Source organism: Corynebacterium meitnerae, assembly GCF_027570075.1.
Classification (GTDB): Bacteria; Actinomycetota; Actinomycetes; order Mycobacteriales; family Mycobacteriaceae; genus Corynebacterium; species Corynebacterium meitnerae.
Map to the genome: position 1 here is coordinate 1 of NZ_JAKMUS010000006.1, position 17,776 is coordinate 17,776.

Genomic DNA, 17,776 nt, shown 5'->3' on the forward strand with positions numbered 1-17,776 from the left:
CAAGCCCCGGCCGAAACGCAGGCTACAACCATGAGCCACTAGAAGTGTGTCCAAAAACACCATGGAGCCCGTGTCCAGAAAGACACCGGACTCCGTGTCCAAAAACCCTATGGACATAACAGTACTTTGCCAGAAGGTCAGTGCGCAGGAAGGACTAGGCCATCTGAGTGGCGCATAAGCTAAGGGGCCTCATCCGTGTTGGATGAGGCCCCTTAGTCGTCGGAGTCAGCCCGGTCCGGGCCTAAAGGCATCCGCAGTTTTAGTGCTGCCTTGTAGTCCTCTTAGAGGTGCTTCGTCAGAGCTGCGATGAGAGCGCCCAAGATTCCGCCACCGATGAGGGCAGACCAGAAAGAAATAGCGGTCTGCTTGGCTTCATCGGACTTGTTGATTCCGAAGATCTGGAAGATAAATGCCAGGAAGTCTTCCTTCGAGGAGCCCTGCGGTTCTGGCTCGGGATTGTCACCGTCAGGGGTGTCGCCAGTGCCTGGGTTGCCGCCAGTATCTGGGTTGCCACCAGGGTTCTCGCCCGGTTCCTCGTTGTCGCCCGGTGCGGGGTCCTCGGGGTTCGGTTCGGGCTGTGGCTCCGGGGCCGGGGCTGCCTTGACGGTGGTTTCGTTCAGCGCGGTGCCGGTGGTTGCGCACTTGGTGGGAACGTCGCCGAGCGAGGTGTCCATCGTTAGCTCGATGATGTTGGCAGGGGCGGAGACGGTGACCTTCTCACCATCCTTGGAGCGAAGAGTGAACTCGGCATCCTTCGCGGTGACGGTGATCACCTGCTTTGCGGTCTTAGAAGCAGAGAGGGCATTTGAGACGCTCAGCACGCCGTTATTCAGGGTGACGCCCGCAGGTGTGCCAACGAGCTCCGCGTTGGGGGAGACGTTCAGGCGGACGGTGCTCTTCTTCGCGCCGTTGACTTTAACGGCACCAAAAGCGAGAGACGAGATTCTCGCGTCACCGGTGGTGACCTTCACCGGGATGTCTGCGCCAGCGTCGACCTCTTTGGGCATGTCAACGGTGACCTTAGCGGTGGTCTCAACACTCTTTGTTCCCACCACAGGTGCGGTGTACTCACACTTCAGCGCCAGGTCCTTGCTCGCGGCTTCAGCGCCTGCGTGCGGGATTGCTACTGCGGTAGCGGTGAAAAGGAGGGATGCTGCGGCTGCGCCAGCGGCGACAGTGCGGTTAATGCGAAGGCTTTTCATCGGGCCATCCTTAACTCTCGTATCGGAACCCATCAGAGGTTTCTGGGGCAAAACTAAAACTAACATGACCGTTTCGTGGGCAAAAGCAAAATGGGGAAGAAGTTTTCAGAGGAGGGCGTCGATAAGCAATTTGCTTGACGACGCTTTCCTTGTGTATGTTTTAGTGCGATTCCACTGACGAGCACTGCGTTCGTCGGATGTGGAAAATGAACTCCCCGTTCACCTCGAACGGTTCGATGTTCGCGCACGCGGAAGGGCCCCGGAAAAGAGCCCCCATTTTTGCGTGTTCGGGCATGGTTCCGTTTGGGGGAGCGATAAGACGACAAGAAAGTGTTGGTATGCCAACTATTCAGCAGCTGGTCCGCAAGGGCCGCCACGATAAGAGCAAGAAGGTCGCTACGGCAGCCCTGAAGGGCTCCCCGCAGCGCCGCGGTGTGTGCACCCGCGTGTACACCACCACCCCGAAGAAGCCGAACTCCGCTCTCCGTAAGGTTGCGCGTGTTCGTCTGACCTCCGGCATTGAGGTTTCCGCATACATCCCGGGCGAGGGCCACAACCTGCAGGAGCACTCCATGGTGCTCGTCCGCGGTGGTCGTGTGAAGGACCTCCCGGGTGTCCGCTACAAGATCGTCCGTGGCGCACTGGATACCCAGGGCGTCAAGGACCGCAAGCAGGCTCGCTCCCGTTACGGCGCGAAGAAGGGACAGTAATCAAAAATGCGTAAGCAGCAAGCACCGAAGCGTCCCGTCGTTAAGGATCCGGTTTACGGCTCCGAGCTGGTCACCCAGCTGATCAACAAGATCCTCAAGGACGGCAAGAAGTCCACCGCACAGCGCATTGTCTACGACGCGCTGGAGATCTGCCGCGAGAAGACCGGCACCGATCCGGTTGGCACCCTGGAGAAGGCACTGGGCAACATCCGCCCGGACCTCGAGGTTCGTTCCCGCCGTGTTGGTGGCGCAACCTACCAGGTTCCGGTGGAGGTCCGTCCGGGCCGTTCCACCACCCTCGCACTGCGTTGGATGGTTACCTTTACCCGTCAGCGTCGTGAGAACTCCATGACCGAGCGTCTCGCCAACGAGATCCTGGATGCATCCAACGGTCTCGGCGCATCCGTGAAGCGCCGCGAGGACACCCACAAGATGGCTGAGGCGAACCGCGCCTTCGCTCACTACCGCTGGTAGTTTCCCCGCTTCGCTGTATCTGGCATGCCGTCTTTTCAGACGTGCTCATGCCAGATCGGCGATAACGTGGCAGAATTGACCAAGGAAAATATCCGCAAAGGCGTCTCGCAGTCGCCCCGTCTAGGCGGGGATGCGGCTCTCAGGCGTCGACGACATTTAAGTTGGGGTACACAACGTGGCACAAGAAGTGCTTAAGGATCTGAATAAGGTCCGCAACATCGGCATCATGGCCCACATCGATGCTGGTAAGACCACCACGACCGAGCGCATCCTGTTCTACACGGGTATCAACCGTCGCGTGGGTGAGACCCACGACGGTGGCGCAACCACTGACTGGATGGAGCAGGAGAAGGAGCGCGGCATCACCATTACGTCCGCTGCTGTTACCTGTTTCTGGAACAACAACCAGATCAACATCATCGACACCCCGGGCCACGTCGACTTCACCGTTGAGGTTGAGCGCTCCCTGCGCGTTCTCGACGGCGCTGTTGCCGTGTTCGACGGCAAGGAAGGTGTGGAGCCGCAGTCCGAGCAGGTGTGGCGTCAGGCTGCTAAGTACGACGTCCCGCGTGTCTGCTTTGTTAACAAGATGGACAAGATGGGCGCTGACTTCTACTACACCGTCCAGACCATCATCGACCGCCTTGGCGCTAAGCCGTTGGTCATGCAGCTGCCGATCGGCGCTGAGGATGACTTCGACGGTGTTGTTGACCTGATCAACATGCAGGCCATCACCTGGCGCGGCAAGACCGAGATTGGTACCGAGGGCACCATCGAGGAGATCCCGGCTGACCTTCAGGAGAAGGCCGAGGAGTACCGCGAGAAGCTGCTCGAGGCTGTTGCTGAGTCCGACGAAGAGCTCATGGAGAAGTACTTCGGCGGCGAAGAGCTGACTATCGACGAGATCAAGGGCGCCATCCGCAAGATGACCGTCAACTCCGAGATCTACCCGGTCTTCTGCGGTACCGCATACCGCAACAAGGGCGTTCAGCCGCTTCTCGACGCGATTGTGGACTACCTGCCGAACCCACTGGACATCGGCGAGGTCACCGGTACCTCCATCGACGGCAACGACAAGCTGACCCGTAAGCCGTCCGTGGATGATCCGTTCTCCGCACTGGCATTCAAGATTGCTGTTCACCCGTTCTTCGGCAAGCTCACCTACGTGCGCGTCTACTCCGGCCAGGCCATCCCGGGCGAGCAGATGCTCAACTCCACGAAGAACAAGAAGGAGCGCGTGGGCAAGCTCTTCCAGATGCACGCGAACAAGGAGAACCCGGTCGAGCACGCTGACGCTGGCAACATCTACGCGTTCATCGGTCTGAAGGAAACCACCACGGGTGACACCCTCTGCAACCCGGACAACCCGATCATCCTGGAGTCCATGGACTTCCCGGATCCGGTTATCCAGGTGGCTATTGAGCCGAAGACCAAGGCTGACCAGGAGAAGCTGGGTACCGCTATTCAGAAGCTTGCTGAAGAGGACCCGACCTTCACCGTCCACCTCGACGAGGAGTCCGGCCAGACCGTCATCGGCGGTATGGGCGAGCTTCACCTCGACGTTCTTGTGGACCGCATGAAGCGCGAGTTCAAGGTTGAGGCAAACATCGGTTCCCCGCAGGTTGCTTACCGCGAGACCATTCGCAAGGCAGTCGAGCACCTCGACTACACCCACAAGAAGCAGACCGGTGGTTCCGGTCAGTTCGCGAAGGTCATCATCTCCATCGAGCCGTACAACCCGGACCCGGAGACCCTCGAGGAAGGCGAGTCCGCGATCTACACCTTCGAGAACGCCGTCACCGGTGGTCGCGTGCCGAAGGAGTACATCCCGTCCGTCGACGCTGGTATCCAGGACGCAATGCAGTACGGCTACCTCGCTGGCTACCCGCTGGTGAACATCAAGGCCACCCTAGAAGACGGTGCTTACCACGAGGTCGACTCCTCTGAGATGGCCTTCAAGCTCGCTGGTTCCCAGGCCCTGAAGGAAGCTGTTGCTAAGGCAAAGCCGGTCCTGCTCGAGCCGCTCATGGCTGTCGAGGTTGTCACTCCGGAGGAGTACATGGGCACCGTCAACGGTGACATCAGCTCCCGTCGTGGCCAGGTGTACGCCATGGAAGACCGCTCCGGCGCCAAGGTTGTCAAGGCGAAGGTTCCGCTGTCCGAGATGTTCGGCTACATCGGCGACCTGCGTTCCGCAACCGCCGGCCGCGCAAACTTCACCATGGTCTTTGACTCCTACGGCGAGGTCCCGTCGTCCATCGCTCAGGAGATCATCGACGAGCGCAACGGCCGGGCATAACGCCCAGCTGTCCCCGCTTCGCCCACGCCAGTTCGGGGGAAGCGGGGAGTTCACCCCCAAGTGGTAATGGTCGGGCTGAGGTTGGTGCAGGTCACAGTACATGCCCAGCTTGAGTCGGCCGTTACCACCGGGAACCCCCGTTGTGGTTTGAAAATCGGCCACGACAAATCTAGGATCAAGTAACTGGCACATTGTGAAATGGCCATTGTTTCCATGCCCTCGCACCGGTTCACCGTTCGATTACGTGGACTGCGTGGATCGAGTGCTAGGAAATGCAAACAAGGCAAAGTAAATCCACGTGGCTGCGAAAGTCGTAGTCACATGTACGTCCAGGAGGACTAACAGTGGCAAAGGAAAAGTTCGAGCGCACTAAGCCGCACGTGAACATCGGTACCATCGGTCACGTCGACCACGGCAAGACCACCACGACCGCTGCTATCACCAAGGTGCTGGCTGACCAGTACCCGGAGGAGAACAAGGCCTTCGACTACGCAGCGATCGATAAGGCTCCGGAAGAGCGCGAGCGCGGTATTACCATCAACATCTCCCACGTGGAGTACAACACCCCGAAGCGCCACTACGCACACGTTGACGCCCCGGGCCACGCCGACTACATCAAGAACATGATTACCGGTGCTGCTCAGATGGACGGCGCAATCCTCGTTGTTGCTGCTACTGACGGCCCGATGCCGCAGACCCGCGAGCACGTTCTGCTCGCTCGCCAGGTTGGCGTTCCGTACATCCTCGTTGCACTGAACAAGTGCGACATGGTTGATGACGAGGAGATCATCGAGCTCGTCGAGATGGAGATCCGCGAGCTGCTCGGTGAGCAGGACTACGACGAAGAGGCTCCGATCATCCACATCTCCGCGCTCAAGGCTATCGAGGGCGAGGAGAAGTGGGTTCAGTCCATCGTCGACCTCATGCAGGCTTGCGACGACTCCATCCCGGACCCGGTCCGCGAGACCGACCGCGACTTCCTGATGCCGATCGAGGACATCTTCACCATTTCCGGCCGCGGTACCGTTGTTACCGGCCGTGTTGAGCGTGGTGTCCTGAACCTCAACGACGAGGTCGAGATCATCGGTATCCGCGAGAAGTCCCAGAAGACCACCGTCACCTCCATCGAGATGTTCAACAAGCTTCTCGACACCGCTGAGGCTGGCGACAACGCTGCTCTGCTGCTCCGTGGTCTGAAGCGTGAGGACGTTGAGCGTGGCCAGGTCATCATCAAGCCGGGCGCTTACACCCCGCACACCAAGTTCGAGGGCTCTGTCTACGTCCTGTCCAAGGACGAGGGCGGCCGCCACACCCCGTTCTTCGACAACTACCGTCCGCAGTTCTACTTCCGTACTACTGACGTGACCGGTGTTGTGAAGCTGCCGGAGGGCACCGAGATGGTTATGCCGGGCGACAACGTCGACATGACCGTTGAGCTCATCCAGCCGGTCGCTATGGACGAGGGCCTGCGCTTCGCTATCCGCGAGGGCTCCCGTACCGTCGGCGCTGGCCGCGTTACCAAGATCCTGGACTAGTCTCTAGCTAAACCAGGTTCTGGTTCCGCCAGAACAGCTCCATAAAGCCGCACTTCCTGTTCGCAGGGGGTGCGGCTTTTTCATTCCAACTGACTTGTAGTTCCGCTTCTGGTTCTGGACCCCCAACATCGACCGACCGGTTGATTCCGCGGTAAGCGTCTAAATCTTTTTTGGGTTTTGAGGGAACCGGCCTGTTTCCGCTGGTCCTCCGCTTCCTACGCGTGTTTTAGCGCGCACTGCCTGTGGATAGATTTTTGGGTTATCCACAGGTTTTTGGGGCCCTTCTCGCGCGTTGTTGCGTTTCGGTTTAGCGTGCATGGCATGACATCGTTTGCAGCTTCCGTAGCGGGGTTGACCAACCCCATTGAGACCCTGGCATCCTTCGATGCCCAGGAGCTCATCAGCCATGGCTGCAAACCTGCCCTCATGCGCGAGTGGGCCAAAGTCCACAAGGCTTACTACGGGAAAACCAAGTTCACCCGCAAACAAGCCAACGCTGTTGCGGTCGCACGGTCGACCCAGAAGTCCATGGATCAACTCGTCTACATCGAATCCCGAGTAGCACCTTTCACCGACCCCGCCGAGAAGTGGCGCCTACGCCTGGCACTGCTGTCCATTCCGGGGAATTACGACACGCTCAAGCGCCGCTCAAAAGACATCGTGCCGGAGGTGGACAAGCCTGCACGGGAACCATCAGTAGGGTTCGGGGGCTCGGATAATGAGTCCCGCCCGATGAACGTCATGGGCCCAGAACGAGACATGGCAGCCATCGAATACGCACTACGCCAAGACCTCAAAGACGGCCCCGCCGGCCCGCAGATGTATGAGAAGCTCATGCGCCTCCTGGGCCTTCGCCCCGACGCTGAAGACGAGACCCCAACCCGAATCGCTCCTGCTGTGCCCCGCCCGCTGATCCTCATCCCACTGGACGAGCACATCACAATCATGGGCGGCGACGGCGACGAAGTCATCCTGGGGCTCACCGATGGCACGACGATGACCGGTGCGGAGTTTTTGGCCCAGAACTTTGGGGACGTGCTAGAAGTAGCGATGTTCCACCCCCAAGAAGGCCCAGTCAATCTCTATGACACGCAACGTTTCGCCAACCGGAAGCAACGCGACCTAGCCCGGGCCACCATGCCGACGTGTCCTGTACCGGACTGCAGGCATGCGGCCGATAACTGCGAAGTCCACCACATCAAAGCCTGGTCACAAGGCGGGCTCACCAACATGGACAACCTGGCGATGTTGTGTAGGTATCACAACCGCACCAACGATGATGACCCTGAACGTAGCTACCGGGGCCGGGTAGAAAACATCCGGGGAGCCCCGATGTGGAGATCACCACGCGGATACCTCATCCCCAACACCGTCCACCCCTTTGGGGCAATGACACTCCTGTACGGGAGATAAACGACACCTCATGCCGAAAGCCAGCGACAGCTGGTCTTTCGGCATGCCCGTTTGACTATGGCGATCCGTGAGCGGCAAAACCCCAGGTCGGGGATCGCTGGAAGGTGCGATAGTCAAACTGATCCATAGATACCCAAGACCACCGCGTGGGGCATGTCTGCCACGGCACGCCACCGACCCAGCGCACACTTTTTCTTGTTTGTCCCTAAGCTCAGTGGGCGTGCAAGACCCAACGCGAATTCCCCGAGTTCTAGATCGCCTGCGTGAGGCGTGGGAAGGCCAACCGGACCTTCCGCTGGCCACGTTGTTTGGCATTCTGGCTAACCAAGGAGCGGGGTGGGGTACGTCGGATGAGGAGCTGGAGGAGCTGCTTCGCAGCGAAGCCGAAGACCATCCCGCCGAACTGCCCCGCACGGATGAGAGGCTTGCGGCCGTGGACATCCTCGTGGAAACGACATCGCCAGATCATTGCGTCACGCTGACAGTGGCGGGGGATGCGGTGGTCCGTTCAGGCACTGAACGGGACCGGCAGCCGAGCGTGTGGCGCTATTCGTCAATCCGTCCCACTGGTCCGGGACGAATGCTCGTGGTCGCCGACGCGGATGGGGTGGAACACCGCCTAGGCGTGGTTACACTCATCAGCCGCGTGGGGGCCGCTGAGACGCTTGAAGGTCTGGAGCGACAAGAAGTCGGCAATTCGGTGTGGCTCATCGCGCTCGCAGATGGTGCGCGCGCTCTCGTGACGCAACGTATTCACCTGTGGCGGGTAGACCGGCGCACGGTTCAGAAGTCCACCCTTGCGTGGGATCGCATCGAATGCGCACAGCCCGGAGAGGAGTTCCGTTTCGCGCCGGCGGGCGGCGGGGAGCCGGTCGCTCTGGGGGAGGTCACCCAGATCCTGCTCCTCGAAGACTAGGCCGCTTTCACCTTGTCCAGGTGCAGCTTGAACACAGTGTCAATGTCCATGGTGTCCACCGCGTCGCAGAAGTCAGCGTCCATCTGCTCGACAAAGCTGATGATGGTTTCCAGCTCATAGTCCGGGTTCGCGTTGATGGTAAACGTCACGGTCGGGCGTTTGCCCACGTATGCAACGGACTGCGTTGCTTTGTTCACTACCTCAGTGGTCTCCGCATGATTGCACGCTGCTTGCGCCACGCGGGCCACGTTGATGCGTGTTTTGCCAAGCTCAGGCTGAGCCGGCATCAGGTTACGGTTGCTGAAGGCGCGGCTACGGATGTTGGGCAGGATCATCAGCAAGCCCAAGATGAGGGACACCACGAGCGCCGCAATGAGCGCACCCGTGTACCAGGTCATCCCAGGCACGCCCGTGAGCGCGGAGCGGTTGAGCTCGCGCACGAAGGGGGAGAGGTAGGGGATCTCCCAGAACAGGGCAACGGGAATGAGTCCGCCAGCGATGAGAACAAGCCCGAGCAGGAAGATGATCAGGCGGTCGAAGAACGCGAGGCCTTTGGTCATGGCATCTCCTTTGCCGGGGGTGCGGGCAGCACGTTCACTTTCACCCGAGGGGTGGGGTTGAGGCGCTGGACTTCGCGGTTGAGCGCGGAAACAAGACGGCCAGCGAGGTTCTCCGAACCGTCGTCCACAACGTTGACCGTGAGCTTCCGGCGACTGGCGCGCGAGGTGATGCTGGTTTGTCCGAGTTCGGAGCGCACAGCGGCGGTGGACTTGCGGGCAATGTCCACCGGACGTACCCAAATGGAGGACGTAGGGGAGACCACCTGTACGTGGCGCCGCGGTCGCGGCTTGCACGCAGAAACGATGAACCACAGGCCCACGAGCACCATGAGAATGCCCACAGCCGCACCCGTGCCATCAACATTGGCGGAGCCAATCCATGCGAAGACCGAGCGCATCCAGGCGTTGTGGGGGATGTCCCCCTGGTAGCGGTACCACAGGTCCCGGCCGATCACGCTGGCTAAACCAAGAAAGAACAGGCCAAGTAGAACAGTGAGCCACCGCACGAAGGGGTTGCCCTTCGGCTCTGCGCCGGGGGCAGGGGTCTTGGGGTTGTCTGCCATTTAGCGCTTGTCCTTCCTGCTTGCAGCCGTCTCGGTGTAAGAATCCTCGTCCACCCGATCCGGGTCGATGCGGACCTCGCTGAGCGGCTTCGGTGCGGGCATCTGCGGGGCGGTCACCTGGGACGGAGTCACCGTAATCTGGCGCAGCGGTTGCGGCATGGGGCGCTCGACCGGTACGTACGTGGGGCGGTGTGCATGGACGGGGTCCAGGCGGCGTCGATAAGGCAAAGAGACAGGACGCAGGGCCTTTTGCTTTTCGACGTCCACCGGCCTCAACCCCACCTGCTCCGGCACCGCAACCCGGCGAGGCTCAACCGGGGGCGGAGTGACCACGGAAGCGGGACGCACTGGCTTCGGAGCGTGGATCGAGGCGACCTTCGGCGGGGCAGGCACGTCCACGTGCCGGATCTTGTCATAGGTGGAGGAATCCACCGTGATCGAAGTGAGTTCCTTGGCTGGCTTTGTCACGGGGGAGGTCACGCGCGACCGTGAGATCCGTAGGGGAGTAGGAGTGAGACCCACTGGGTGCCGGGCCAGATCATCGCGGGTGATGCGACCGCCGGTGCTGGGAAGCTCAGCGTCAGCCACAGCGATATTGACACGGCTGACAGCAAGGCCCGTCAGCATTTCCACGTGGGTGCCCACGGTTTGGCGCACCTCATCCGTGATTGCACCAACGGGAGCTGGGTAGTCGGTGACAATCTCAATGTCCAACGCCACCGAACTAGCTGGGCGATCAATGCGTGCATCCACGCGCGGGAAACTGCGACCAGCGAGGCCCGCGAGTTTGGCGTCCACGGCGCGCGTTCCGGGCACGGAGAGGATAGCCGCGCTTGCAACACGCGCGACTGTCTTCTCACTGATGCGGTAGGAGGAATGATCCATTATCCACGGCCTCGGCCAGATGTTGCGCTGAGGATCGTGGCTACATCAATACGGCCATCGAGCTGAGCGCCGATGAGGCCGCCGATGCCGCCGAGCAAGAGGGTGATAAAGAACCCGAGCCAGCCACCGAAGATCAAGGCGAAGGCCAAAACCACGCCGATAATGGCGCCGAGTGCTGTCTTGTTGGAGAAGATATTCATGCTAGATCCACGTTTCTACTTTGTGGGGCTGTGCCGAACGGCATCGGCCACGATGACGTCCACGCGGGTGGAACCGGGGGCTTGGGCCACTGCGGGAACGGCGAGGACGGCTGCTTGCACGTCCCGCACCAGTTGAGGAATCTCGCGGCGCGAGGACAAGTCATAGATGAGGTGCACAGCGATGTGCACGTCTGGCCCGTCCGTGTCAAAGACCTGAAGTCCCTCAATGAGTGCGCCGGGGATTCGGAGCACAGCATGCGCCATGCGGCCGCTGGTCAACCCCGCCACGCCATCAACGGATAGGACAGCAGCGCAGATTGCATCCGCGATGTCCTTGGTGACGGTCAGTGAGCCCATTTACTGTTCCAACACCTGGCCGTTGTTCGGCACTGCCTGGGCAGCCTCGTTGTCGGAGTTGTCCTCCGGCAGGTGCACATCGTGGACCGTGACGTCCACGCGGTCCACGATCAGGCCGGTCATGCGGGTGACCGCGATGGTGATGTTCTCACGGATCGCATTAGCCAGCTCATGAATAGCCACGCCGTACTCCGCGATGATCGCCACAGCAACGCTCGCGTGGCCGTTCTCCACCGCCACGTTGACGCCCTGCTGAACGTTGGTGGAAGACGTCAGGGACTCGCGCACAGCACCCCACATGCGGGCAGCGCCACCGCCCAAGTTGTACACGCCGGAGACCTCACGGGCCGCGATGCCAGCGATCTTGCCCACCACATTGTCATCGATGACGGTGGAGCCGTGCTCCGTCTCCAATACGTCATTGCGCTTCTGGACGTTTGCCTCCGACGCTGCAGAGTCAGCACCCTCGTTGCTGGTGTTCTCCGGGGTGTTCGTTGCCATTGTTGGTCCTTTCGCCGTTCTTATAAGCATCCTTGATACAACACCTGACCATCCTAGGGAGAAGTTGGGCTCACGGCTAGAGCTTGGGGCACGTCGATAAGCAAAAATGCAGTTTGCAATTGTGCAGCGGGGTGTGTTTGAATACTCGGGTTGCTTTAACACGGCGCATTTCTGTGGAATCCGCAGGGTGTGTCGCTGGTAGGGCGAACATGACACCTTTGCACGATGAGCTTTTGCTTATCGACGAAGGACCTGCGATCGAGCACAGGCCACCAAAGAGTAGGCACTCTCGAGACCGGGTACCGGAGAAGGGGCATGGCAAATAAACAGCGGCAGTACGCGAAGGCCACGTCAGCGCCATTTTTATGGTGCGCGTACCTCCTTCCGAGCCTGACACTGGGAATATCCCGGCGGAAGCACTGACAAGCGTTGTTTATGCGCTTGCGCACCTTCCGAAGATGTCATGGCAGTCATTCATAAGAAAAGACACTGGCGTTGGTGCCGGCCCACACCGGACAACGTTATAGAGAAACTAAAAGACAGCTAAGTTTCCACCTCTTTTGTGACGAGCGAAAGCAAGGCGCAAAACGTGGGACAGCGAGGAAGAGGTTGACGTGGCGGGACAGAAGATCCGCATTCGGCTGAAGGCCTACGACCACGAAGCGATCGACGCATCCGCGAAGAAGATCGTTGAGACGGTCACCCGCACGGGTGCCCGCGTCGTTGGACCGGTGCCGTTGCCTACCGAAAAGAACGTGTACGCCGTTATTCGTTCTCCCCACAAGTACAAGGACTCGCGCGAGCACTTTGAGATGCGCACGCACAAGCGCCTCATCGACATCCTCGACCCGACGCCTAAGACAGTTGATGCCCTCATGCGCATTGACCTGCCGGCCAGCGTCGACGTGAACATCCAGTAGGTCGTAGTAGGGAGAACTGACACATGACTAATGAGATCAAGGGCATTCTGGGCCGCAAGCTCGGCATGACCCAGATCTTCGACGAGGAGAACCGGGTTGTTCCGGTGACCGTCGTCGAGGCTGGGCCGTGCGTTGTCACCCAGATTCGCACTGAAGAGACCGATGGCTACTCCGCCATCCAGATTGCTTACGGTGAGATTGATCCCCGTAAGGCAAAGAAGCCGCAGGCTGGCCACTACAAGAAGGCTGGCCAGAACCCGCGCCGCCACGTCGCTGAGATCCGTATGGATGACACCTCGGCGTACGAGCTCGGCCAGGAAGTGTCCGTCAATATCTTCGAGGGTGACACCTACGTTGACGTTGTTGGCACCACCAAGGGCAAGGGCTACGCAGGCGCTATGAAGCGCCACGGCTTCGCTGGCCAGGGTGCCTCCCACGGTAACCAGGCTGCTCACCGCCGCGTCGGCTCCATCGGTGGTTGCTCCACCCCGGGCCGCGTGTTCAAGGGCACCCGCATGGCTGGCCGCATGGGCGGCAACCGTGTGACCACCCAGAACCTGAAGATTCAAAGGATCGACGGCGACTCCAACCTGCTCCTCATCAAGGGTGCTATCCCTGGTGTTAAGGGCAGCCTGGTTACCGTCAAGACCGCAGTGAAGGGCGGTGCTCACGCATGACAAACCTGACACTTGATGTCCACACCGCTGACGGAGCCACCAAGGGCACCGTTGAGCTCCCGGCTGAACTCTTCGACCGCGAAGCGTCTGTGCCGCTGATGCACCAGGTTGTGAACGCTCAGCTCGCAGCCGCACGCCAGGGCACCCACAAGACGAAGACTCGTGGCGAGGTTGCCGGTGGTGGCCGTAAGCCGTTCCGCCAGAAGGGCACCGGCCGCGCACGCCAGGGCTCCATCCGCGCACCGCACTACACCGGCGGTGGCACGGTGCACGGCCCGCAGCCGCGTAACTACGCGCAGCGCACCCCTAAGAAGATGATCAAGGCTGCTCTTGCTGGCGCTTTGACCAACCGTGCTCAGAACGACCGCATCCACGTGGTCGAGGAGCTCGTCCCGGGTCAGAAGCCGTCCACCAAGTCTGCACGCACCTTCGTCGAGCGCCTCACGGACCGCAAGTCGGTCCTGCTGGTCATCGGCCGTGAGGACGTGAACTCCCGTCTTTCCGCACGGAACCTGCCGGGTATCACGATCCTTGAGCCGGGTCAGCTGAACACCTACGACGTGCTCAACGCAGACGATGTCGTCTTCTCTGTGGAAGCTCTGCACGACTTTGTCAACCGCGCCACTGCAGCAGTGGAGGATGAGAAATAATGGCCAAGATTGCTAACCCGCGCGACATCATCATCGCCCCGGTCGTCTCCGAGAAGACCTACGCGCTGATGGAGCAGAACACCTACACGTTCTACGTCGACACTGACGCAAACAAGACCCAGATCAAGATTGCCGTGGAAGAGATCTTCGGCGTGAAGGTCGCCTCCGTGAACACCGTTAACCGTGAGGGCAAGCGCAAGCGCTCCCGCACCGGTTGGGGTAAGCGGAAGGACACCAAGCGCGCTTACGTGACTCTCCGCGAGGGCAGCGACTCCATCGACATTTTTGGCGGCGTCGCCTAACGGCAACGAACCAAAAAGAGTTCGATACGAAAGAGGAAAATTATGGCTATTCGTAAGTACAAGCCGACAACCCCGGGTCGCCGCAACAGCTCTGTTTCCGAGTTCCAGGAACTTACCCGTTCCACCCCGGAAAAGTCCCTGCTGCGCCCGCTCCCGAAGAAGGGTGGCCGTAACACCCACGGTCACATCACTACTCGTCACCGCGGAGGTGGCCACAAGCGCCAGTACCGTGTGATTGACTTCCGCCGCACCGACAAGGACGGCGTGCCGGCAAAGGTTGCTCACATCGAGTACGACCCGAACCGCACCGCCAACATTGCTCTGCTGCACTACGCAGACGGTGAAAAGCGCTACATCATCGCGCCGAAGGGACTGACCCAGGGCACGATCGTTGAGGCAGGCCCGAACGCCGACATCAAGGTTGGCAACAACCTGCCACTGCGCAACATCCCGACTGGTACGACGATCCACGCTGTGGAGCTCAAGCCGGGCGCTGGCGCCAAGCTGGCTCGTTCCGCTGGTGCTTCCATCCAGCTTCTGGGTAAGGAAGGCTCCTACGCAGTTCTGCGTATGCCGTCCTCCGAGATCCGTCGTGTGGACATCCGTTGCCGAGCAACCGTTGGTGAGGTCGGCAACGCCGAGCAGATCAACATCCGTTGGGGCAAGGCCGGCCGTATGCGCTGGAAGGGCTGGAGGCCCACTGTCCGCGGTGTTGTCATGAACCCGGTTGACCACCCGCACGGTGGTGGTGAGGGTAAGACTTCCGGTGGTCGTCACCCGGTGTCCCCGTGGGGCCAGAAGGAAGGCCGTACCCGCAACCCGAACCGTTATTCCAACAACATGATCGTGCGCCGTCGTCGCCCGAACAAGAAGCGTTAAGAGGAGGTAACTTCATATGCCACGCAGCCTGAAGAAAGGCCCGTTCGTCGACGAGCACCTCCTCAACAAGGTGGACGCTCAGAACGAGGCTGGCACCAAGCAGGTCATCAAGACCTGGTCTCGCCGCTCGACCATTCTCCCCGATTTCATCGGTCACACCTTTGCCGTCCACGATGGACGCAAGCACGTGCCGGTGTTCGTGGATGAGTCCATGGTCGGCCACAAGCTCGGCGAGTTCGCACCGACCAAGACCTTCAAGGGTCACGTTAAGGAAGAGAAGGGGCGTCGATAAATCATGAGCGACACCATCACCTCCGCACGCGCGACCGCTAAGTACGTGCGTACGTCCCAGATGAAGGCGAACCGCGTCCTGGACCTCGTCCGCGGCAAGTCCGTGTCCGAGGCCCTGGCCATCCTGAAGTACGCGCCGCAGGCCGTTTCCACCCAGGTGGCAAAGGTCGTCGCGTCCGCTGCAGCCAACGCTGAGAACAACTTCGGCCTGGATCCGCGCACGCTGGTTATCTCCGAGGCTTACGCCAACGAGGGTCCGACCATGCGCCGCTACCAGCCGCGTGCTCAGGGCCGCGCATTCCAGATCCGTAAGCGCACCTGCCACATCACCGTGGTAGTGGAAAGCCAGAAGGAGGCTTAAACAATGGGTCAGAAAATTCACCCGCACGGCCTCCGGCTGGGTATCACTTCCGACTGGAAGTCCCACTGGTACGCCGACAAGTCCTACTCCGACTACGTCGCTGAGGACATCAAGATCCGCGAGTTCTTCAAGAACAACCTCGAGCGCGCCGGCATCGCCGACGTGGTGATCGAGCGCACCCGCGACCGCGTCCGAGTGGACATCCACACGGCACGTCCGGGCATCGTCATCGGTCGTCGTGGTGCTGAGGCAGACCGCATCCGTCGTGAGCTGGAGAAGCTCACCGGCAAGATGGTCGCCCTCAACATCCTCGAGGTCAAGAACGTCGACGCTAACGCTGCACTCGTTGCACAGTCTGTAGCTGAGCAGCTGGTCAACCGCGTCGCTTTCCGCCGCGCAATGCGCAAGGCAATCCAGTCCGCAATGCGTCAGCCGCAGGTCAAGGGCATCAAGATTCAGTGCTCTGGCCGTCTCGGTGGCGCTGAAATGTCCCGCGTCGAGCGCTACCACGAAGGCCGCGTTCCCCTGCACACCCTCCGCGCTGAGATCGACTACGGTCTCGCCGAGGCAGACACCACCTTCGGCATCATCGGTGTCAAGGTATGGATCTACAAGGGCGACGTTGTCGGCGGTGTCCGCGAGTCCGAGCTGAACGCTCCGGGCAACGACCGCCGTGGCCGCGGTGACCGCGATCGTCGCCCGCGCCGTGGTGGCCAGCGCCGCCAGCGCGCCGAACAGCAGAATAAGGAGGGCTAAGACACATGCTTATCCCTAAGCGCGTTAAGTTCCGTCGTCAGCACCGTCCGGGCCGTTCCGGCGTGTCCAAGGGCGGCAATACCATCAACTTTGGTGACTACGCTCTGCAGGCTCTCGAGCCGGCGTACATCACCAACCGCCAGATCGAGTCCGCTCGTATTGCCATCAACCGCCACGTCAAGCGTGGTGGCAAGGTGTGGATCAACATCTTCCCGGACCGTCCGTTGACCCAGAAGCCGCTCGGCGTGCGTATGGGTTCCGGTAAGGGCCCGGTGGAGAAGTGGGTGGCCAACGTTAAGCCTGGCCGCATCCTGTTTGAGATGTCCTACCCGAACGAGGCAGTGGCTCAGGAGGCTCTGCGCCGCGCAGGTGCGAAGCTTCCCTGCAAGACCCGCGTTATCTCGAAGGAGGACCTGTTCTAATGGCAGTTGGAACCCCCGCACACGAGTTCCGTGAGCTGAACGATTCCGAGCTCAACGATCGTCTGTCCGCAGCCAAGGAAGAGCTGTTCAACCTGCGCTTCCAGCTGGCTACCGGTCAGCTGACCAACAACCGTCGTATCTCGGCGGTGAAGCGCGACATCGCACGCATCTACACCGTGCTGCGCGAGCGCGAGCTTGGCCTGTCCACCGTCCCTGGTGCTGAAGGAGCGAACTAATGGCTGACACCACCGCAAAGGCCCCGAAGGAGAAGGGTCTGCAGAAGCGCCGTCGCGGTTACGTCGTGTCCGACAAGATGGATAAGACCATCGTTGTTGAGCTCGAGGACCGCAAGTCCCACGCTCTGTACGGCAAGATTGTCCGTACCACCAAGCGTGTGAAGGCACACGACGAGGAGAACACCGCTGGTATCGGCGACCTCGTCCGCATCGAGGAGACGCGTCCGCTGTCTAAGGACAAGCACTTCCGTCTCGTCGAGATCATCGAGAAGGCTCGTTAAGCACTTATCGACGATTCTCTTACCCGCCCCTCCACCCAATCCTTACTGGATCGGGGGAGGGGCGGGTTCTTTTGTGCCGCTTATCTTTAGACTGGCTCCCATGTTTCGGAAGATTGTCGCCGTGGTGGCGGTGCTGTCTACCTTCGCGGGTTAAGTAGCAAAAAGTGTGTCCGCTCGGCGTGTCGCCGGGTGGGCCCTTTTTATTGCATGGGTCCTTTCCGGATTCCTATGTTGTGTTGGTATTCGGTTGGGATAGCGTTGTCGTAGAAGGCTGGTCGTCCTGTTTCGTGGTCGGCTTTGTTGTGGTCTTCTGGGACGAGGTCGTTGACTTTGGCGAGTTGATCTTGTCCGTAATTGCACTGCCTGGCGTGAGGTTACCCTCGTTT

General features: G+C 60.4%; 24 protein-coding genes and 1 pseudogene. 17 read left to right on the forward strand and 8 right to left on the reverse strand.

What is annotated here, in order from left to right; genetic code table 11:
• Positions 1-281 precede the first annotated feature (281 nt).
• Positions 282-1,202: a hypothetical protein gene (locus tag L8U60_RS04895; RefSeq protein WP_269965259.1), complete on the reverse strand. Its 921-nt coding sequence runs from the start codon at positions 1,200-1,202 to the stop codon at positions 282-284.
• 338 nt (positions 1,203-1,540) lie between these two features.
• On the opposite strand from L8U60_RS04895, the gene rpsL reads away from it, so the two are divergent.
• The 6 genes from rpsL (at position 1,541) to L8U60_RS04925 (ending at position 8,549) form a co-directional block, all read left to right on the forward strand.
• Positions 1,541-1,912, forward strand: a complete 372-nt coding sequence (rpsL, locus tag L8U60_RS04900) for a 30S ribosomal protein S12 (RefSeq protein WP_034665197.1) — start codon at positions 1,541-1,543, stop codon at positions 1,910-1,912.
• A 6-nt stretch (positions 1,913-1,918) separates the two neighbouring features.
• Positions 1,919-2,386, forward strand: a complete 468-nt coding sequence (gene rpsG / locus L8U60_RS04905) for a 30S ribosomal protein S7 (protein ID WP_269965260.1) — start codon at positions 1,919-1,921, stop codon at positions 2,384-2,386.
• Positions 2,387-2,561: 175 nt separating this feature from the next.
• Positions 2,562-4,685, forward strand: coding sequence for an elongation factor G (fusA, locus tag L8U60_RS04910; RefSeq protein WP_269965261.1), 2,124 nt, complete (start codon positions 2,562-2,564; stop codon positions 4,683-4,685).
• Positions 4,686-5,029: 344 nt separating this feature from the next.
• A complete protein-coding gene (gene tuf, locus L8U60_RS04915; RefSeq protein ID WP_269965262.1) occupies positions 5,030-6,220 on the forward strand; it encodes an elongation factor Tu in 1,191 nt (396 codons plus the stop codon).
• A gap of 321 nt (positions 6,221-6,541) precedes the next feature.
• Complete coding sequence (locus L8U60_RS04920; RefSeq protein ID WP_269965263.1) at positions 6,542-7,633, forward strand: HNH endonuclease signature motif containing protein; 1,092 nt, start codon at positions 6,542-6,544, stop codon at positions 7,631-7,633.
• Positions 7,634-7,853: 220 nt separating this feature from the next.
• The gene (locus L8U60_RS04925; protein WP_269965264.1) at positions 7,854-8,549 is read left to right on the forward strand and encodes a hypothetical protein; all 696 of its coding nucleotides are present in this window, start codon (positions 7,854-7,856) and stop codon (positions 8,547-8,549) included.
• Here L8U60_RS04925 and L8U60_RS04930 read toward each other — a convergent pair.
• From L8U60_RS04930 to L8U60_RS04955, 6 genes are read right to left on the reverse strand one after another with little or no spacing between them, the layout of a single operon-like run.
• Positions 8,546-9,109 (reverse strand): Asp23/Gls24 family envelope stress response protein, encoded by a 564-nt coding sequence (locus tag L8U60_RS04930; protein ID WP_269965265.1) that lies wholly within the window; start codon positions 9,107-9,109, stop codon positions 8,546-8,548. The two genes, L8U60_RS04925 and L8U60_RS04930, sit on opposite strands and share 4 nt — an antisense overlap.
• The gene (locus L8U60_RS04935; protein WP_269965266.1) at positions 9,106-9,672 is read right to left on the reverse strand and encodes a DUF6286 domain-containing protein; all 567 of its coding nucleotides are present in this window, start codon (positions 9,670-9,672) and stop codon (positions 9,106-9,108) included. Before L8U60_RS04935 ends, L8U60_RS04930 begins: the two co-directional genes overlap by 4 nt.
• Positions 9,673-10,557, reverse strand: a complete 885-nt coding sequence (locus L8U60_RS04940) for an Asp23/Gls24 family envelope stress response protein (RefSeq protein WP_269965267.1) — start codon at positions 10,555-10,557, stop codon at positions 9,673-9,675.
• The gene (locus L8U60_RS04945) at positions 10,557-10,757 is read right to left on the reverse strand and encodes a hypothetical protein (RefSeq protein ID WP_269965268.1); all 201 of its coding nucleotides are present in this window, start codon (positions 10,755-10,757) and stop codon (positions 10,557-10,559) included. The genes L8U60_RS04940 and L8U60_RS04945 overlap by 1 nt, the downstream gene beginning before the upstream one ends.
• A 15-nt stretch (positions 10,758-10,772) precedes the next feature.
• Entirely contained in the window at positions 10,773-11,114 is a 342-nt protein-coding gene (locus L8U60_RS04950; RefSeq protein WP_269965269.1) for a hypothetical protein, read from the reverse strand.
• A complete protein-coding gene (locus L8U60_RS04955) occupies positions 11,115-11,615 on the reverse strand; it encodes an Asp23/Gls24 family envelope stress response protein (RefSeq protein ID WP_269965270.1) in 501 nt (166 codons plus the stop codon).
• Positions 11,616-12,229: 614 nt separating this feature from the next.
• Here L8U60_RS04955 and rpsJ point away from each other — a divergent pair.
• The 11 genes from rpsJ to rpsQ are packed head-to-tail and all read left to right on the forward strand — an operon-like array spanning position 12,230 to position 17,390.
• Entirely contained in the window at positions 12,230-12,535 is a 306-nt protein-coding gene (rpsJ, locus tag L8U60_RS04960) for a 30S ribosomal protein S10 (RefSeq protein ID WP_003848085.1), read from the forward strand.
• Positions 12,536-12,558: 23 nt separating this feature from the next.
• The gene (gene rplC / locus L8U60_RS04965) at positions 12,559-13,212 is read left to right on the forward strand and encodes a 50S ribosomal protein L3 (RefSeq protein WP_269965271.1); all 654 of its coding nucleotides are present in this window, start codon (positions 12,559-12,561) and stop codon (positions 13,210-13,212) included.
• Positions 13,209-13,862 (forward strand): 50S ribosomal protein L4, encoded by a 654-nt coding sequence (rplD, locus tag L8U60_RS04970; protein WP_269965272.1) that lies wholly within the window; start codon positions 13,209-13,211, stop codon positions 13,860-13,862. The genes rplC and rplD overlap by 4 nt, the downstream gene beginning before the upstream one ends.
• A complete protein-coding gene (gene rplW, locus L8U60_RS04975; protein WP_034664273.1) occupies positions 13,862-14,164 on the forward strand; it encodes a 50S ribosomal protein L23 in 303 nt (100 codons plus the stop codon). Before rplD ends, rplW begins: the two co-directional genes overlap by 1 nt.
• Before the next feature lie 42 nt (positions 14,165-14,206).
• Positions 14,207-15,043, forward strand: a complete 837-nt coding sequence (gene rplB, locus L8U60_RS04980) for a 50S ribosomal protein L2 (RefSeq protein ID WP_269965273.1) — start codon at positions 14,207-14,209, stop codon at positions 15,041-15,043.
• A 16-nt stretch (positions 15,044-15,059) separates the two neighbouring features.
• On the forward strand, positions 15,060-15,335 hold the full coding sequence (rpsS, locus tag L8U60_RS04985) for a 30S ribosomal protein S19 (RefSeq protein ID WP_034664270.1): 276 nt from the start codon (positions 15,060-15,062) through the stop codon (positions 15,333-15,335).
• 3 nt (positions 15,336-15,338) lie between these two features.
• The gene (gene rplV / locus L8U60_RS04990) at positions 15,339-15,695 is read left to right on the forward strand and encodes a 50S ribosomal protein L22 (RefSeq protein WP_269965274.1); all 357 of its coding nucleotides are present in this window, start codon (positions 15,339-15,341) and stop codon (positions 15,693-15,695) included.
• A 3-nt stretch (positions 15,696-15,698) separates the two neighbouring features.
• The gene (rpsC, locus tag L8U60_RS04995) at positions 15,699-16,451 is read left to right on the forward strand and encodes a 30S ribosomal protein S3 (protein ID WP_269965275.1); all 753 of its coding nucleotides are present in this window, start codon (positions 15,699-15,701) and stop codon (positions 16,449-16,451) included.
• A 5-nt stretch (positions 16,452-16,456) separates the two neighbouring features.
• Positions 16,457-16,873 carry a 50S ribosomal protein L16 gene (gene rplP / locus L8U60_RS05000; protein WP_034664264.1) on the forward strand — a complete coding sequence of 139 codons (417 nt, stop codon included), beginning with the start codon at positions 16,457-16,459 and terminating at the stop codon, positions 16,871-16,873.
• Positions 16,873-17,109, forward strand: coding sequence for a 50S ribosomal protein L29 (rpmC, locus tag L8U60_RS05005; RefSeq protein ID WP_034664262.1), 237 nt, complete (start codon positions 16,873-16,875; stop codon positions 17,107-17,109). The genes rplP and rpmC overlap by 1 nt, the downstream gene beginning before the upstream one ends.
• Positions 17,109-17,390 carry a 30S ribosomal protein S17 gene (rpsQ, locus tag L8U60_RS05010; protein ID WP_269965276.1) on the forward strand — a complete coding sequence of 94 codons (282 nt, stop codon included), beginning with the start codon at positions 17,109-17,111 and terminating at the stop codon, positions 17,388-17,390. Before rpmC ends, rpsQ begins: the two co-directional genes overlap by 1 nt.
• Positions 17,391-17,590: 200 nt before the next feature.
• On the opposite strand, the pseudogene L8U60_RS05015 reads toward rpsQ, so the two are convergent.
• Positions 17,591-17,758, reverse strand: a pseudogene (locus L8U60_RS05015) (IS1249 family transposase); the annotation flags it as partial.
• Positions 17,759-17,776: the final 18 nt, after the last annotated feature.

Excerpts from the sequence above, each read along its gene's own strand:
- L8U60_RS04895 (WP_269965259.1), bottom strand. The coding sequence starts at position 1,202 with ATGAAAAGCCTTCGCATTAACCGCACTGTCGCCGCTGGCGCAGCCGCA.
- rpsL (WP_034665197.1), top strand. The coding sequence starts at position 1,541 with ATGCCAACTATTCAGCAGCTGGTCCGCAAGGGCCGCCACGATAAGAGC.
- rpsG (WP_269965260.1), top strand. The coding sequence starts at position 1,919 with ATGCGTAAGCAGCAAGCACCGAAGCGTCCCGTCGTTAAGGATCCGGTT.
- L8U60_RS04920 (WP_269965263.1), top strand. The coding sequence starts at position 6,542 with ATGACATCGTTTGCAGCTTCCGTAGCGGGGTTGACCAACCCCATTGAG.
- L8U60_RS04930 (WP_269965265.1), bottom strand. The coding sequence starts at position 9,109 with ATGACCAAAGGCCTCGCGTTCTTCGACCGCCTGATCATCTTCCTGCTC.
- L8U60_RS04935 (WP_269965266.1), bottom strand. The coding sequence starts at position 9,672 with ATGGCAGACAACCCCAAGACCCCTGCCCCCGGCGCAGAGCCGAAGGGC.
- L8U60_RS04940 (WP_269965267.1), bottom strand. The coding sequence starts at position 10,557 with ATGGATCATTCCTCCTACCGCATCAGTGAGAAGACAGTCGCGCGTGTT.
- L8U60_RS04945 (WP_269965268.1), bottom strand. The coding sequence starts at position 10,757 with ATGAATATCTTCTCCAACAAGACAGCACTCGGCGCCATTATCGGCGTG.
- L8U60_RS04950 (WP_269965269.1), bottom strand. The coding sequence starts at position 11,114 with ATGGGCTCACTGACCGTCACCAAGGACATCGCGGATGCAATCTGCGCT.
- L8U60_RS04955 (WP_269965270.1), bottom strand. The coding sequence starts at position 11,615 with ATGGCAACGAACACCCCGGAGAACACCAGCAACGAGGGTGCTGACTCT.
- rplC (WP_269965271.1), top strand. The coding sequence starts at position 12,559 with ATGACTAATGAGATCAAGGGCATTCTGGGCCGCAAGCTCGGCATGACC.
- rplD (WP_269965272.1), top strand. The coding sequence starts at position 13,209 with ATGACAAACCTGACACTTGATGTCCACACCGCTGACGGAGCCACCAAG.
- rplW (WP_034664273.1), top strand. The coding sequence starts at position 13,862 with ATGGCCAAGATTGCTAACCCGCGCGACATCATCATCGCCCCGGTCGTC.
- rplB (WP_269965273.1), top strand. The coding sequence starts at position 14,207 with ATGGCTATTCGTAAGTACAAGCCGACAACCCCGGGTCGCCGCAACAGC.
- rpsS (WP_034664270.1), top strand. The coding sequence starts at position 15,060 with ATGCCACGCAGCCTGAAGAAAGGCCCGTTCGTCGACGAGCACCTCCTC.
- rplV (WP_269965274.1), top strand. The coding sequence starts at position 15,339 with ATGAGCGACACCATCACCTCCGCACGCGCGACCGCTAAGTACGTGCGT.
- rpsC (WP_269965275.1), top strand. The coding sequence starts at position 15,699 with ATGGGTCAGAAAATTCACCCGCACGGCCTCCGGCTGGGTATCACTTCC.
- rplP (WP_034664264.1), top strand. The coding sequence starts at position 16,457 with ATGCTTATCCCTAAGCGCGTTAAGTTCCGTCGTCAGCACCGTCCGGGC.
- rpmC (WP_034664262.1), top strand. The coding sequence starts at position 16,873 with ATGGCAGTTGGAACCCCCGCACACGAGTTCCGTGAGCTGAACGATTCC.
- rpsQ (WP_269965276.1), top strand. The coding sequence starts at position 17,109 with ATGGCTGACACCACCGCAAAGGCCCCGAAGGAGAAGGGTCTGCAGAAG.